10 protein-coding genes are annotated in these 15,851 nt (G+C 45.2%); 2 read left to right on the forward strand and 8 right to left on the reverse strand.

Annotation, left to right across the window (positions count from 1 at the left end):
• Positions 1-254: 254 nt before the first annotated feature.
• From ADIAL_RS06785 to ADIAL_RS06810, 6 genes are all read right to left on the reverse strand, one after another.
• On the reverse strand, positions 255-1,682 hold the full coding sequence (locus tag ADIAL_RS06785; protein WP_034301695.1) for a glycosyltransferase family 2 protein: 1,428 nt from the start codon (positions 1,680-1,682) through the stop codon (positions 255-257).
• Positions 1,683-1,743: 61 nt separating this feature from the next.
• A complete protein-coding gene (locus ADIAL_RS06790) occupies positions 1,744-2,799 on the reverse strand; it encodes a HEAT repeat domain-containing protein (RefSeq protein ID WP_034301697.1) in 1,056 nt (351 codons plus the stop codon).
• Between the two features lie 14 nt (positions 2,800-2,813).
• Positions 2,814-4,466, reverse strand: a complete 1,653-nt coding sequence (locus ADIAL_RS11100; protein WP_051503788.1) for a response regulator — start codon at positions 4,464-4,466, stop codon at positions 2,814-2,816.
• Positions 4,467-4,535: 69 nt separating this feature from the next.
• Complete coding sequence (locus ADIAL_RS11105; RefSeq protein WP_051503789.1) at positions 4,536-7,742, reverse strand: ATP-binding protein; 3,207 nt, start codon at positions 7,740-7,742, stop codon at positions 4,536-4,538.
• Positions 7,735-8,094, reverse strand: a complete 360-nt coding sequence (locus ADIAL_RS06805) for a response regulator transcription factor (RefSeq protein ID WP_034301700.1) — start codon at positions 8,092-8,094, stop codon at positions 7,735-7,737. Before ADIAL_RS06805 ends, ADIAL_RS11105 begins: the two co-directional genes overlap by 8 nt.
• A gap of 3 nt (positions 8,095-8,097) precedes the next feature.
• On the reverse strand, positions 8,098-11,361 hold the full coding sequence (locus ADIAL_RS06810; protein ID WP_034301703.1) for a hypothetical protein: 3,264 nt from the start codon (positions 11,359-11,361) through the stop codon (positions 8,098-8,100).
• A 692-nt stretch (positions 11,362-12,053) separates the two neighbouring features.
• On the opposite strand from ADIAL_RS06810, the gene ADIAL_RS06815 reads away from it, so the two are divergent.
• The gene (locus tag ADIAL_RS06815) at positions 12,054-12,638 is read left to right on the forward strand and encodes a hypothetical protein (RefSeq protein WP_034301706.1); all 585 of its coding nucleotides are present in this window, start codon (positions 12,054-12,056) and stop codon (positions 12,636-12,638) included.
• Positions 12,639-12,716: 78 nt separating this feature from the next.
• Here ADIAL_RS06815 and pdxT read toward each other — a convergent pair whose 3' ends face one another.
• Both pdxT and pdxS read right to left on the reverse strand, forming a co-directional pair.
• Positions 12,717-13,289 carry a pyridoxal 5'-phosphate synthase glutaminase subunit PdxT gene (gene pdxT, locus ADIAL_RS06820; protein WP_034301709.1) on the reverse strand — a complete coding sequence of 191 codons (573 nt, stop codon included), beginning with the start codon at positions 13,287-13,289 and terminating at the stop codon, positions 12,717-12,719.
• A 2-nt stretch (positions 13,290-13,291) separates the two neighbouring features.
• Entirely contained in the window at positions 13,292-14,182 is an 891-nt protein-coding gene (gene pdxS / locus ADIAL_RS06825) for a pyridoxal 5'-phosphate synthase lyase subunit PdxS (protein ID WP_034301711.1), read from the reverse strand.
• A gap of 133 nt (positions 14,183-14,315) precedes the next feature.
• Between pdxS and ADIAL_RS06830 the strand changes: the two genes are divergently transcribed.
• The gene (locus tag ADIAL_RS06830; protein ID WP_034301714.1) at positions 14,316-15,746 is read left to right on the forward strand and encodes an aminotransferase-like domain-containing protein; all 1,431 of its coding nucleotides are present in this window, start codon (positions 14,316-14,318) and stop codon (positions 15,744-15,746) included.
• Positions 15,747-15,851 lie beyond the last annotated feature (105 nt).

Raw genomic sequence — 15,851 nt, forward strand, 5'->3', positions numbered from 1 at the left:
TGCAGAAGTTTACACTGAACCCCTTGCGTTTGAGAAAGTGTGCAGATACATACAATTCTTTTCAAACAGACGGCCTGCTCTCCTTCCTGGACCGGCAGAGAAGTTTATTTTGCTGAACAATGATTCCTGGTCCAGATGCAGCTGAGTGCCACTATTTTCAAAATAAAAGTGTCCGTCTGCACTGGCTTACAAACGGACACTGCTTATTCCTGCTGCTTTTCTGCCAGTCAATTCAGTCCTTGATTTCATCAGTTTTAATCCGAATGATCAGAACTAAATGTTGTACGGGTCATCTCACCCCAGACTTTGCTTTTTTTCTTGTACGTAAAGAAGGCACTGAATCGCCACCAGGCTGTCAACTGCCGGTAGCCAAAATTTTCGGCTACACTGTAGAGCATCAGTAGCAGATACTCCTTGACGTCTGAGTACTTGGAAAAGTTGTACTCATCCAGTAGAATCGCTGAACTGGACAAAAAGATTCCATACAATATGGATACGGCCAAGAAGAGAAGAAAGAACTGGATATTGATTATACCCAGCCAGAAAGACAAAACGAACGACGCATAGCCTAAAATCTCGACTGTTGCTCCCAACATTTCTACAAAAAAGTAGTACGGCATGGCCAGCATACCTACTGAACCGTATTTTGGATTGAACATCATCTTCAGATGCTTCAGCATGCTGTCCATCAAGCCAATATGCCAGCGTTTACGTTGACTTTTGAGTACCTTGAGCTGTTCAGGAACCTGGGTCCAGCAGACGGGATCAGGTACAAACACGATTTTGTAGTCTCTATTTGCCTCTTTCATCATACGGTGGATCTTGACAATCAGCTCCATGTCTTCTCCAATCGTGTCTTCTGTGTAGCCTCCTGCCTCAATCACAGTACTTTTTTTAAACACTCCAAAAGCTCCTGAAACAATTAGCAAGGCATTTAAATTGCCGAGACCGAGTCGCCCAAACAGAAAGGCTCGCAGATATTCAACCGTCTGAAAACGCGCTATACTGCTTTTAGCCAGGCGGATAGATTCAATGAATCCCTTGTCAACCGTACAGTCATTTACTGGCCTTACCACTCCACCTGAAACGACTACAGTCGGGTCTTCCACGAACGGACGGATCACCTTGATCAGCGAATCTCTCTCAATGATTGAATCGGCATCGATGGAGGTAATGACTGGATACTTGGCCATGTTGATCCCGGCATTCAAGGCATCCGCCTTCCCCCCGTTTTCCTTGTCAACGACCGTGATGGTACTGAAAAGGGAGGACAGATAAAGGCCTCTAACGTTCTGTGTCTGAATTTTTTTTTGATACGGCATATCTACTTTCACCAGATCAAACTCCTCAATCAGTCGGTCAATCGTCTTGTCCTTGGAGCCGTCATTAACCACAACCAGTTCAAATTCATTATACTCTAGACTTAAAAGAGCCTTGACGTTATCTACCACTGTGGCTTCCTCATTGTAACAGGGAACAACAATCGACAAAGGAGGCGTGTAGGCTGAACTAGCCATTTCTTCATAAGACCAGTAACGTTTTTTTCTCCTGTCGATATATAGTGCCCGGACCGACACGATAAAAAGAAAAGCGTAGAACGTGTTGATTGTCAGGACATAATACAAGACAAAATAATTAAAGATGATGATACTTTGAATAATAAAATCAACAATGGCAGTCATGTGTTCCTCCTTTATTAGTCCCTTCTGCTGGCCCGCACAACTGCCAACTTTCTCTGGACAGTCAGACGCGCTTGTTTAAGGCTTCTTTCTGCAGCACCGCCCGGGCAGCATCTCTTGCAAAAGGATCATCGGCATCAAGAAGAGCCGATAAAGCGCTCTTGCCTTTTTCACCCTGAAAAAGTAGAGATTCTGCAGCATTATGCCGCACATACCAATTTTGGTCAGTAACAAAAGTCTGCAGGACCTCTATCGAACGCTCAAGCCGAATTTTTCTTAAGTACTTGGCCAAAAACGCCCGTACTTCCCACTCAGGATCTTGACTGACTGAAAAAACAGCAGCAAGAAAATCCTCATCTCCCATATCTCCGACACTGTAGGCTGCTTTTAGAGCCGATACTCTTAGCTCTTTCTGTTCATGCATCAGAAAAAATCGAATCCATTCGATGCTCTTTGCATAGTGACGCTTCCCTGCTTCTTCTAGGGCAACCGTCTGCAGTGAACAGTTCTCTGAATGGATAGCTTCGCTCAGAAAATCACTGATATCACTCTTTACACTTTCCAGAAGCGTCCGGACCTGCTTGCGGTCCAAACGATTCGTCAAATTGGCTTGAAATAAAATTCTGTTCAAGTGCCTGGCATCTCCCAGTCGGATCAGACTTCTTGCGGTGACAAATAGCAATTCATCATTAGTTGTATCCAACTGTACAAGTAACTGATCAGTCATTTCATCCAATTTATACTCACCGGCTAAATAAGTGCCTATCTTTTGCTTTGAGCTGCTATTGCTGGACAAATAGCGGGACACTTTGTGACTGACTGCAGCGGTCTGAGCAGCTTCTGCCAGCACATCACGCTTACTATCTGTCATATAGTCGCTGTATTCCAGAATTATCTCACGGAGGACCTTTTTCTCAAGAAGGGTCTCGGGCCTCAGTGACAGCTCAGTATCATTTAAACTGATAAACTGAATGACACTCTCTTCGTAAGCCTTCCGAATGTCTGCCTTCTTCTTAGCCAGAATTTTCATTCCTATTTTTTTGACCAGAACAAAGATAAAAATCCCACTGTTGATCAGGAGCAAGGCTAGAATCACTCTCCATATATAAGCTTCTGCCATCTTTTACCCTTCTTTCATGAGGTCAATATTTTTTTGATTTTGTGTTCAAGAACTTCCAATGAAAATGGTTTTTCAAAGAAATCATCCGCGCCCAGTCTTAGACATTCCATCACAGAGGCCTCGCTGTGCTTGCCGGATATCATCATAACTTTGGCCCGATCGTTTAATTTACGGTCCTTCATGTGTTTCAGCACTTCTATGCCCGTGACCTTGGGCAGCATGATATCAAGAAGAACCAGGTCATACTGACCCAGCGATAGTTTATCCAGCGCTTCCTGCCCATCTTTGGCGTGTTCAACGGTATAGCCAAGATATCCCAAACGGGTTTTGATGATATTGGCGAGAAGCGTTTCATCATCAACGACCAGGATATTATTTCCAGGAACCTCTTCAGATTCTCCTTCCAGAACGGTTTGATTTTTACCTTTTTCTTTGGCGATATACAGTGACTGGTCTGCTTTTTCCAAAAGCTGAGTCTTGCTTGAGACCTGCTCACTGAATTCAGCTATTCCTGCGCTGAAACGAATCCCCATCTGCTCGGAGCCATCCTTCAGCATGAGTGGTCTGCTGTTTATGGTCTCACGGATATTCTCGACTACTTCCTTAGCCTGCTCACCCTTTAGACCCGGAAACAGGACTAGAAACTCGTCTCCGCCAAAGCGGAACACTTCTGATCCGTCTGTCAAGTGGGTTCTTATACCGTCGACAAAACGCTTGAGAACTTGGTCACCAAAAAGATGTCCCTGAGTATCATTAATCGTTTTGAAATAATCCAGATCCATAAAGGCTACACTAAACGGTGTCCCTCTTTCATCAAACCGGTGTTTTTCCTGTGCAAAAGAACGAAGAAACTGTTTGCGGGTAAAGGCTTGAGTCAGCTCGTCCCGATTCTGCCGGCTGTCGTTTATTTTTTTCTTGTTGATTAAACCACTGATTCGAGCAATCAGCGCTTTTGGATCGACTGGTTTCTGTATATAAAATTCGGCCCCCTGGTTCAAGGCTTCCAATCTTACATCCCGGCTATTCAGACCCGTCATGAAAATAATCGGCATTCGGCTGTTTATTTTCAGTATTTCCTGGTAAATGTCCAACCCAGATTTCTCAGGCATCACCACATCTACTAAAGCCAGGTCGATATCCCCATTTTTTAAATAGTCAAGCGCTTCGTCTGGACTGCTCGTCAAGTACACTTCAAACCCCTGATGCTTGAGAACTTCCTCTAGGTAGTTGAGCATGGATACATCGTCGTCCACAACAAGCAATTTCCCAGAGTAAAGACGCGTTTCTCCCTGCACACTTTCTTCATGCAGTGTTTGAGTGACCTCCATCAGAACTTCGCTTAGTCTGTACTCGATCAATTCAAGCAGTTTGCCCGTACCTTTGACAAGCGTACAAATATGGGCGTATTCTTCAGTCAAACTTTCTTTTTCTGTCAGCATCAGTTCTTCTATTTTTCCGGCCACTTCTTCGATATCTTTTAAGCCGAGTGTCCCGGATGTCCCTCTGATTCGATGATAAAACTGGTAGAGGACCTCGTAGTCCTCTTCTTCTCCCTTGTTAATATAAGCAATTAAATTACGGCTGGTGTGAGTGATTTGCTCATTATTTTCAACCAGAAACTGTCGCTGGCTTTTTTTGATAATGTCTTGTAGCTTCTCCTTATTCAAACTAACCCTCCTGAGTGAGTGCACTGACTATTCTTCTACAGTATTGCTGTATGCTGACTGCTTGTGTGTTCAAACCAGCTTCAGCATGATGTCGGACAGTTTCTTCGGCGAGTAAGGCTTGACCAGGTAGTCATGCACACTGTACTCTTCTATTTTGTCCAAAGACTTGTCTATGGCTGAAGAAATAACAATCGGAATATGCTGGGTAGCGCTGCTTTGGCGTATGGAATGAATTAGATCCCATCCTGTCAGGCCATCTTCCAGCACCAGATCTACAACAATGCCGACCAGCGGCTGTTCAGTTGCAATATCAACGACATTCTGACTACTCAAGTAATGGATGACATTAAAGCCATTAGACTTTAATGATTCTGAAAGCATGGTTGCCAGACTGATATCATCCTCCACTAGCAAAACACTCCCCTTGAGTACCTGATCGGTCTCATCCAGATTATACGCATGCTTGTCTTCCTGCATTTCATTGACAAGTGGAAGAGAGAAGCTGACAGTGGTTCCGTTATTTTCCTTGGATTTGATCCAGATATCCCCTTCATGAGCCTTGACAATCCCTTTACTGATTGCCAGACCTAGTCCAGTTCCGCCTATTTTTTTGCTGGAGCTGTTATCGACTCGCTTGAACTTCGTGAACATCGTTTTTAAGTCAGCTTCCGGTATGCCGATGCCCCGATCTTTGATGCTGACAATCAGCTGGTTATTGGCATTTTTAATTTTCAAACTCACCTTGCCGCCTGCCGGCGAAAACTTGACAGCATTACTGATCAGATTTGTCAGCAGCTGGACCATCCGGTCTTTGTCCGCATGCACTTTGGTATGTGCGGCTGAATCCTCCAGATAAATAAGATGATTTTCTCCGTGTTTAAAGGTATCAATCACTTCCATAATGACCTCATTCAGATTGATGTCTGCCATCTGATACTGCTGTTTGCCGGATTCGATCCGCTGGATATCCAGGAAGTCGTTGATCAGGTTCGTTAATCGTCTGGCTTCCTTATAGATTGTTTCCAGATACCGTTTCTGCTTCTCAGGCTTCAGTTCCTTCATCAATAGCATTTCCGTGAAGCCCAGCACACTAGACAGAGGGGTCCGCAGTTCATGGCTGACGGTGCTGACCAGTTCAGATTTCATTGTATCTACTTCAAATTCTTTTGTAATATCTCGGTACATAAAGATTGTTCCCGTCTTGTCACCCTTAATGAATACCGGTGACGTATAAATCTGCATGTGTCTGCCTTCTTCATCATTCATCTGGCAGCGGATAGACGAGATCGCTGTATAATCCTTGCCAATAGCTTTTCGGAAGAAGGCTTCTGTCTTAGTCTGGTCGATGCATCTTGCAGTAAAATCACTGATCCACTGTTCCTGATCAATCACCTTACGGCTGCGGTAAGTGTCGATATCGATAAGTTCCAGCAGTTTTTCATTTGACTGAACCAGATCTCCATTTAAATTGACCAGTTGCAGGCCTTCGGTCACATTTTGAACGATGCTTTCATTCAAGCTTCGCTCATGCTGGACAGCCTCGTATATATCAATCCGGCTGGAAGCGACCCCCAACTGACCCATCAGTACAGAAATGTCATTCATTTCTTCCGGAGTAAAATCATGTCCGATACGTGTCAGGGCCAATACTAAATCCACCTGATCCGGATTGCCTATGGAGGCATAGAGATCATAGGCAAATACCTCTTCTTCAGCAATTCCCGCCTCATGTGCCTGGGTGCTGCGCTTAATCCTGAAAATGCTTTCTTTTTTCAATCGTTCAACAATATCCTGATTATATGTATTTGTCAGGAACTGCTGTACCCGAACGCTGCACAGTCCTTTCATTTCGTACTCTTTCTGTTCCATGCTGACCAGTATCCCTTTATCGAAGGCAAACGTGTCTTTAAAGTAACCAAATACCTGATTCAAAAATTCTCTTCGCTCTACTGTAGCTGTCAGGGCTTTATTTAAATTACTGTAACGCTCGGTTTTTTCCTTGGCCGTCTGAGTCTCTTCAAGCAAGTCTCTGAGCTCAAGTTCGTATTGCTTGTTCTCGGAGACATCGATTCCAATGAGAATATAACGGTAAGGCTTACCGTGCTTATCAAGAAAGGGAACAATGGTAGAGTCCAGCCAGTAAGCTGAACCGTCCTTTGCTTCATTCTTAATTTTTCCAGTCCATATCTTCCCTTTAGTAATTGTCTGCCACAGCTTGTCATAAAACTCTGGACTATGGTGGCCACTTTTTAATATACGGATGGGGGTGTCCACCAGCTCATCTGGTGCATACTGAGAGACCTGGCAGAACATTTCGTTTACTTTCAGCATGATCCCTTTTGGATCCGTGATACACATCAAAGCCGACTGATCGAGCGCCTTATTAATATGCTCGATTTCTGTCAGATGTCTCTGGAGCTGGTCCTGATTCTCCTCCAGAGCTTCATGCTGGGCAATCAGCTCTTCGTTTTGTGCGGTCAGCTCCTCCTCTTTCTCATTAACTTCTAAAGCCATAGCATTGAAAGAGTTCGCCAGTGTACTCAGTTCCTTTAACTGATAGTCTTCTTCCAGATACGCCTTATGCCCGTCTTTAAGATTGTCAGTGGCTACGATAAGGTTGTTCAGCGGTGTAATGATATCTTTGAGCATACTGCCGATGACGAGTACAAAGAGTCCAAAACTGGCAATACCCAGAAAAATAAAGCCGGTCGTAAAGACGTCAATCAAAGCCATTGAATCAGCATAAATCTGGTCTCGTTGCTCCTGATTGGCTTCTCTGAATTCATTCGTATAATCAATGAATTCATTGACTATTTGATTTGTCCCTCCACTTGCCAACGCTCTTAGGGATTCATAGTCATCTTCCCGGACAAAGCCTAAGGCTTGGGGAAGGATATTCTGCCTGTAGTTTACAAAAAACTCAGATAAGGTCTCCTCAAGGGTTTCTTCTGTCTCATTTAAAGGTAATGAGGCAAAGGTAGCTAAATCATCATCTACTTGGTCCAGATTCTCATAGAGCAGTTCAAGTTCACGTTCATCCTGAAAGGCATAATAGCCTCTTGCTCTGAAAAATACCTGATTGACACTTTCAGCCAGATTATTAATTGAGTCGTATTTTAAAGTATTGCTTTCAAAGCGCTGGTTTAATTGCTCTTGCTCTCTCAAAACCGTAAAAATACCGATGGACATGATCATCAGAAATACAGACAAAAGTAAGGCTGACATTTTGTAGAACTTTTGTCGGATTGAGAGAGACTGTTTCAGACGTTCAGCCATTGGTCAGCTCCTCTACCAGGTGATACAGCTCAATTGGACTGAAGGGTTTTTTCATAAATATGTCTACCCCGGCTTCATCTGCCCGCTGCTGATCTTTGTCCTGTGTCTTGGCCGTAAGCATGACCACAGAGGTATTCTCCAGACTTTTATCTACTTTTTCAAGTAAATCGATACCGGTCATTCCCGGCATCATATAGTCCAGCAAGATGACATCATAGTCTACTGTGTTGATTAAATCGAGTGCATCAAAGCCATTGTCGGCTTCATCAATGGGATGTCCCAGGTCCTCCAGACTGTCCACAATCAGCATGCGCAACACAGCCTCGTCGTCCACTACCAGTATTTTTTTCATCGATTATTCCACTCCTTTTTCTCTATGCATATAATCTCTAATAATCTCATAGGAATCTTTTAGCCGTTCGGTATAGTCCGGCTGACCCCAGTTTTCCCATTCATAAACAAGCCAGTCTTCAGTTGCCGGCAGCTTTTCAATCTCCTGATTGGTTTGTACGGCTGCCAGAGAAAGATGAATCCCTTCAATTTGCTCTGAAGCAGTCATGCCGTCTTCCCATAAATTTCCTAAAATTTCTTTTTGACTAGGGTCTTTCACATTAATCAGCAGCCAGGGGAGACGGACTTCCAAGATTCCTTCTTCCTTATTGAATAGGTAATCCGCCAGGGAGTCATAGGCGTCGGAAGTTGGATTTCCTACTCCCTCTCTCAGATGACCGGTTTCATAAAAGTCAAAGGGTATCTCTTCCCCTGTTGAAGGAATGGTCATCGGTTTGGATAAGGCATATCGAATCGGATTGAACTGACCATCATCGGGTTGAATTGCACTGTTTTCTTCCAGATAATTCAATTCATATCCATACTGAAAATAAAAAGGGTCATAATGACTGTCGACCAGTACCCGGCTTTCCTCTTTGGACCACTCGACGACAAAATCCACACCTGCTTCAAAATATTGGTCACCTAAAGCAGGCACACGTGTATTGCCCTCATTTTCTCTCGTGTTCAACAGCAGAAGCAGTTCCGTCTCCTCTTCCCATTCATTCGGTTCCATCTCAATCATGAAATATAAATAAGCTTCGTCGTGTGCGACAGACAGGCTGCGCAGAAGCCCTTCATCTTTTTCAGCCAGCTGTTCTGACGGATCCCATTTAGTTGGGTCACCATCAAGAGGTTTGCTGAGCGTTTCAAAAGCCAGCAGTCCAAAGCGCTGTTCATTCGTCTGAACATTGGACCAGTAGGGTCTCTGATCAGGATTGTCCAGCTCCATCGTATTCCAGGTCCGCTTAAACCATTCATCTTGCCAGGTGAAGACCAGACCGCCCGCTGCCCCCTGTTCAAACAAATCTTCAAATAAACGGACAACCGTTTCACCCTGCTCGACTTCAGACATAAATCCCTGATTCCAGCCAAAAGGATTACGGTGCGTCATGCCTCGGGATGCAGGAATACCAAACTCCGCAACAACTAGCGGCATCCGGTGGGCTTCGATCAGTTCATTAAGATAGCCTGCGTAGTTATTTGGCTCGCCCCGGTGATCGATGAAATGAATGTAGTCTTCTTCATAATTCAAAAAGTCCGGATAGTAGGGATACACATGATAACTCGCAAAATATCCGGCTTTCAGCTGTTTCGTCTCTACTATTGTATTGGGATCGATACTGACCAAGTCTTCTTCAACAGACGGTTCTGCCGGGTGCTCCAGCAGATCCGTTGTCGGCCAGTTTGTAAAACTGACCGGCCGCATGGCCTGGTACTGCTCTGCTTCGTATGCAACAACATATTCCATTCTCTCGGCCAGCCAGATTTCAAACGCATGGGCATTCACTGTTTCAAAATAAGTGCCCGAAAAATCAGGCAGATCCGGGTAGTTCTCTTTCGTCTGTTCAACCATGCGTGGGTACCACTCTACCCCGAGGATATAGCCCATCACATAAGGAGAAACATCATAAGTATAGCGTCCGGATGCATGTCCCGGATTATCCGGCAGGTCCGCATTTCCGTGCAGAACGTCAATTACGTCGCTGATTTCACTTTCAAAGCCTTCAATGATTTCTGGTAAAAAAGCATCCAGCTCAGATTCCAGAGCCTCTTCTTCAATCCAGACTCCATGCATGACATAGAGCGGTTCTTCGGCCTGCTGATTATGCTCAAAAAGGGCCTGGTAAAACGCCGGTGGATGAATGGTATAGACTCTAAGAACATTGGCGCCCATGTCAGCAATCTGCTCCAGCCACCTCACGTACTCTTCCATGGAAATAGCCGCTTCGCCCGGCCAGCTTCCCGGCTTGGCCATTCCCATATTAACCCCTTTAATGTCGACAGCCCGCCACTGACCGTCTTCATAGACTTCAAACCCTTCAGAAATGACCCGGCTGCTGAACGTGATTCCGTCTTCTTCGTAAGATTCCCGTTTGGAACGCTGGATCTGATCCTGAGTGTCTTCTGAGTGTGAGGCAGTTGGATTTTCAGCCATGCTGTTTACCTGTTTATATGTAGCCTCTAAGATAGTACTTATCATGGGAAGATAAGCCCGATAATAAAATGCCTGCTCGCCACTAAACTGCAGCCGGCTGAGCCAACGGTTCACCCGGTCCAGACCGCTGTACTGGTAAAACGATGGGGTCGTTTCCAGATCAGCATAGTCTCCGGCAAAATAGTAAAGAGGGACCTCTGCTTTCTGGACTTTTGTTACAGCTGGAAGGTTTGATGGAATACCATACTCACTCATGTGCTCGCTTCCTTCCACAGTCAGTTCCAGTTCATAGTGGGCCAGAACCCCGGCCTCTTCAGCTTCGATTACATCAAACCAGTAATCGTACTGGGACGCCAAATCAGTTCCGAAATAATCCGCTCCTGCATCCGTGAAACGGAAAGTCACTCCGCTGCTGTCAAAATCCAAGCCTTCTTCTAGCACTACAATATAATCGTCTTCTTTGACAAATACTAGGCCACCACCTGTAAAGTTCCAGCCGAATCCGGTTTGCTCTTCATAATTGTCGATCATCCAGGCTGGGATCTCATCATTCGTTTCGCCATCCAGTTCATCAAAGTAGCGGCCAATCCAACCATTCCACTCCAGACCAAGCAGGGAAGTGAAGCGGTCTCTCGCTTCCTGATCAGTCGGGCTGGCAAAGCTGTTGAATTCCGCTATGACCGGTGTCCCCTCCTCCTCTACCCGCCTTTCGATTTCCGTAACATCCTCTTCTGTGAGTCCACCGTATATCAAATCAGAACGGTCACCAGACTGGTTGTCACCGTAAAATTCAGCTTCATATACTCCGTATGTATCTGCAACATAAATTAAATCATAGGATGACTCAGACTGATCAGCCAGTGTGGACCATTCATACTCGGTTTCATTTACGGGACGGAACCCGATATAATCCTCAGTCAGATTGTACGCTTCTCCCTCTTCATTTAAGTATTTATAATGGTTCAGAGCCCAGGTGATTCCCTTGTGCTCCCGATAAGTCTGATCAGGTACGGTTTTATCAAGAATCAGCACCTCCAGCTTTCGGCCGGCATTCACCTGCCAGGTAATCAGCGGCAACAACAGTAGCAGCAAAGCCAAAAAGACAGTGATTATTATTGTTTTTCTTTTCATTCATCGTATTCCTCTCTCGTTCAATATGGGAATGAATCAGGCTGTATATTTATGCTGGTCTGTTCTGCCTGTCACCCTCTGCTTGTGACTCTATTCGCCTTTTGCAAAGTATAAAATCAATCAATTTATTTATTGTATATTGTACCATAACTATAAAGATTAATAATATTGGAATAAACTTTTTTACACTTGACTATTTCTTTATAATGTGACGTTCAGACACATTTATCTGCAGCAGCCTGTTCAATCTGCCCGGTCAAGCGGACATCACAATATTACTGTTACGGGATAAACTCTAATCGATCTGGCAGCCTGTATCAGTTCCCATTTGATTAATTGTCTAACGCGTCTTTCAGCTGGGCATACAAGCCACTAGGTACTCTATTTTGAGATCAAGACAGGAATACACTCTTTTTACTAGATAAAATTCCTTATTTGAAAGACAAATCCATCTTTTACTTCTGATTGACTACTGATTCAATACGCTTTATAAAAGAGCATAATTTTTACAAAGCAGCCCAGATATGAGAAAATAGGTGTGTATTCTTCTTTACTTCCCCTTCGTACCCCACTCGCTCTTACCTTTGTCCCCCTTAGCATGCTTGCACTGAATCAGCATGTTTTTACTTGCCTTTCCTATATGAGTATGTAGTCTGCCATTTTTTTTGATTTTACTTCCAGGAGGGAGTGCGATGAAAAAAGACCTTTCCTTATTCCTTTTAAGCCTTATTTTTCTTTTCTCATGCGCTGATTTTGACCGGGATCCAACTGCAGTAACGAATGACGGTTCAATAGAAACTCTTGCAGACGACGAAGAGAACCGTATGCAGTTACCAGACCTGACAGATCAAAGCGATCGTAAGGCAATTAGCCCTGTTCAGCCTAACCTGTCGCCCTCTCTGTATTCAGACTCTATTCTTCAGGAACTTGACCAGGAGCCTGGCCGGATAAACTGGGACAAGGTTCATCTGACCCCCACTCAGTTTGCAGATTTAGTTTATGCCTACCAGAATCTAACGATTAGCCACTACCTCGATTTGGAAGCTGTCAGCCTTTACATCGCTCATGTAGACTACTCAGCTGAGCAAATCACTGTAGTCATCAGTTCTGACGGCAGGTATGTTTCTTTGAGAGAGCAGACGGCATTTGCTGAAGAAGTGGCTTTTTACTACCAGCATCTGCACATGAACTCCGATCTATCAACCAATAGTCGTGGACTGCGCCTGTTGTTTACCGATGAAGATGAGCACATCATACTTGACCGTCAGTCTTTCTGAAAAAAATCCCGCCTCTGCCTATTTGAGCAGTTGCGGGATTTTTCTTGGTATTCAATTAATTTATTTTTGTCCGTTCAGTCAGCCAGCCTTATTAAGAAAGTACTCTAGTACACTCATATCATCGGTCAGCTCCGGATGATAGGCAGTCACCAGCACGTTATCCTGTTCAGCTGCAACGATTTTGCCCTCGAGTTCTGAAAGAATCGAAACAGCCGGGCCCACCGACTTTATATAGGGAGCCCGAATAAATACAGATTCTACTGGATGATCAATGCCTTTAAAATCAAGCAGCATTTCAAAACTGTCGACCTGCCTACCGAAGCCATTGCGTTCAACTTCCATATCAATAAATCCCAGTCGCAGATCCTCTGTAGGGTGACTGGCATCCGTGCTGCACAAAATCAGCCCCGCGCACGTCCCAAAAATCGCCTTGCCCTCCTGATGAAAAGCACGCAGACGGTCTTCGAGCTGATGCTCACGGATCAGTCTGCCAATCGCCGTCGACTCTCCCCCTGGTATGATCAGGCCATCTAGGTCATCAAAGTCATTTGCTTTTTTGACGGCTACTGCATCAGCTCCCAGTTTTTTTAAGGACAGAATATGCTCACGCACTGCTCCTTGCAAGTTCAGCACCCCTATTTTCTTCGGCACGCTTACCACCCGCGTTCCTGCATCCGCTCAGCCTGCTGGATGGTATTGATTTCGATTCCCTTCATTGGTTCACCCAGGTCTTTAGACAGTTCTGCCAGTAAAGCGTAATCTTCATAGTTGGTCGTGGCGCGAACGATCGCTCGTGCAAATTTTTCCGGCGTATCGGACTTGAAGATACCAGAGCCGACAAAAACGCCATCCGCACCGAGACTCATCATCAGCGCCGCATCAGCTGGAGTAGCTACCCCACCGGCAGCGAAATTGACAACCGGCAGTCTACCCAAATCTTTGACTTCCTTGACCAGTTCATAAGGAGCACCCAAATCCCGGGCAAAAGTCATCAGCTCAGCATTCGACATGGTTTTCAATATATTGACTTGTCCATTGACCTTGCGGATATGACGGACAGCTTCCACGATGTTTCCCGTACCCGGTTCCCCTTTAGTTCGAAGCATGGATGCGCCTTCGCCAATCCGGCGTAGCGCTTCTCCCAGGTCACGGCAGCCGCAGACAAAAGGAACCACATAGTCTGATTTCAGCAAGTGAAACTCTTCGTCGGCGGGTGTCAGTACTTCACTTTCATCAATATAATCAACGCCCATGGATTCAAGAATACGGGCTTCCGAGATGTGTCCAATACGGGCTTTCGCCATCACTGGAATACTGACCGCATTCATAACTTCTTCAACGATTTTAGGGTCAGCCATGCGTGCGACGCCACCTTCCTTACGAATATCAGACGGTACACGCTCCAGTGCCATTACAGCTACTGCCCCTGCCGCTTCTGCAATTCTGGCTTCTTCAGCGTTCACTACGTCCATGATGACGCCGCCTTTTTGCATTTCGGCCATTCCCCGTTTAACTTTAGCACTTCCAATAATCTTGTCGCTCATCTCAATTCCTCCTGCTAACTATTTTTCACTGCCATCAGTGTAGCTGAAAAAATAAGTGGACAACACATCCAATTGGATTGTAATTTACCCATCCAATTTGTGTTATACTGAATAAAAGTTAGGAGGATCCTGTATGAACTGGACATTAAATCAAAAAAGTACACTGCCTCTTTATCAGCAAATCATGCTGCTCATTGAGGAAAAAGTAAAAGCGGGCGAATTAAGTCCGGGGACACGTCTGCCATCTGAACGAAAATTAGCTGAGACGCTGGGTGTCAACCGGTCGACCGTTATCCGGTCGCTGGAAGAGCTGGCGGTTCAAGGTCTGCTGATCAGGAAAACCGGAAGCGGTACTTACGTCAATCCTGATAAATGGGGACTACAGACCAAGCCGGTAATTAACTGGGGGAGCCCGCTAATTGAAGAACCGCGCGGGACTCACAGTCCTTATGAACAGGCCGCCCAAGCCCTTCAGGAGTCTCAAAAAACAAAGGTCATTGATTTATCCAAGGGGATCCTCCCACCTGATTTGTTGCCGGAACTGCATTCTCCGGATCTGTCCTGGAAGGAACTGGTGGATCAGGAAAAAGAGCAAGCCACTTCTCACACAGGTATCTCATCCTTAAAACAAAGTGTCCAAACCTTTCTTCAGGAAACCTACCAGATGGAGGTGCCTTTGGACGAAATCATGATTACCTCAGGCACTCAAAATGCGCTTTTTCTGATCAGCCAGGGGCTTTTAAAGCCTGGTGATGCTGTAGGCATTGAAGCCCCTTCCTATTTTTATTCACTTAGACTTTTTCAGGCAGCCGGGCTCCGGATTGTTCCCATACCCATGGATGCAGAAGGTATGACCGTCAAGGGGCTTCAGGAAGCCTCTCTTAAACATCCGCTTAAAATGATTTTCTTGAATCCTGTTTTCCAGAATCCGACCGGCCTGGTCATGAGCACCAGACGCAAGCAGGAAATTTTGGATTATTGCCTGATGAAACGTATTCCTGTTGTAGAAGACGATGCCTATAGTGGCCTGAGCTTTGATGAGTCCCTAGATACTCGACCGTTGAAAATGATTGATCAGAACCAGCAAGTCATCTACCTAGGGACTTTGTCCAAACTCGCAGGACGTCATTTGCGTATTGGCTGGATGATCGGACCGCAACCTGTACTTGAAAACCTGGCAGATATTCGGGTACAGATCGATTCAGACTTGAGCTTTCTGCCTCAATTTATGGCCGACCATTTTTTACGTACAGAAATAAACAGTTATCAAAAGCAGGTGCGCACTATTTTGAAAAAACGCGCTCGAAGGCTGGAAGCGTGGCTCAAAGAGCTATATGGTGAACACATCGCATTCCAAGAGGCCCTAGGGGGCTTTCACCTCTACTGCCGTTTTCCGGATAAATCAGCTGAGGAAGTGGATACTTTACTGTCAGAACTTCTGGATAAACATGTCATCGTGGCTCCGGGAGAACGATTTGGGGATCAATCCCATGGCTTCCGGCTCAGCTTTGTGAACTTTCGGACCTCGGACTACTTGCTGACCCGTGACATAAAATCCAGCTGACTCAAACGCTGCATAAATTCAGTAGCAGGCTGTTTGCTTGGCCAAACGGACTACTAGGCCTGTAAGTAGAGAAATCAGTGCATAAAAAAGAGGCTGGGACAAAAG

The sequence above is a fragment of the Alkalibacterium sp. AK22 genome (assembly GCF_000585255.1).
Taxonomy (GTDB): Bacteria; Bacillota; Bacilli; order Lactobacillales; family Carnobacteriaceae_A; genus Alkalibacterium.

What these genes read in the sequence shown, in the direction of transcription:
- ADIAL_RS06810 (WP_034301703.1), bottom strand. Translation starts at nt 11,361, where the DNA reads ATGAAAAGAAAAACAATAATAATCACTGTCTTTTTGGCTTTGCTGCTA.
- ADIAL_RS06830 (WP_034301714.1), top strand. Translation starts at nt 14,316, where the DNA reads ATGAACTGGACATTAAATCAAAAAAGTACACTGCCTCTTTATCAGCAA.
- pdxS (WP_034301711.1), bottom strand. Translation starts at nt 14,182, where the DNA reads ATGAGCGACAAGATTATTGGAAGTGCTAAAGTTAAACGGGGAATGGCC.
- ADIAL_RS06815 (WP_034301706.1), top strand. Translation starts at nt 12,054, where the DNA reads ATGAAAAAAGACCTTTCCTTATTCCTTTTAAGCCTTATTTTTCTTTTC.
- ADIAL_RS06785 (WP_034301695.1), bottom strand. Translation starts at nt 1,682, where the DNA reads ATGACTGCCATTGTTGATTTTATTATTCAAAGTATCATCATCTTTAAT.
- ADIAL_RS06805 (WP_034301700.1), bottom strand. Translation starts at nt 8,094, where the DNA reads ATGAAAAAAATACTGGTAGTGGACGACGAGGCTGTGTTGCGCATGCTG.
- ADIAL_RS11105 (WP_051503789.1), bottom strand. Translation starts at nt 7,742, where the DNA reads ATGGCTGAACGTCTGAAACAGTCTCTCTCAATCCGACAAAAGTTCTAC.
- ADIAL_RS06790 (WP_034301697.1), bottom strand. Translation starts at nt 2,799, where the DNA reads ATGGCAGAAGCTTATATATGGAGAGTGATTCTAGCCTTGCTCCTGATC.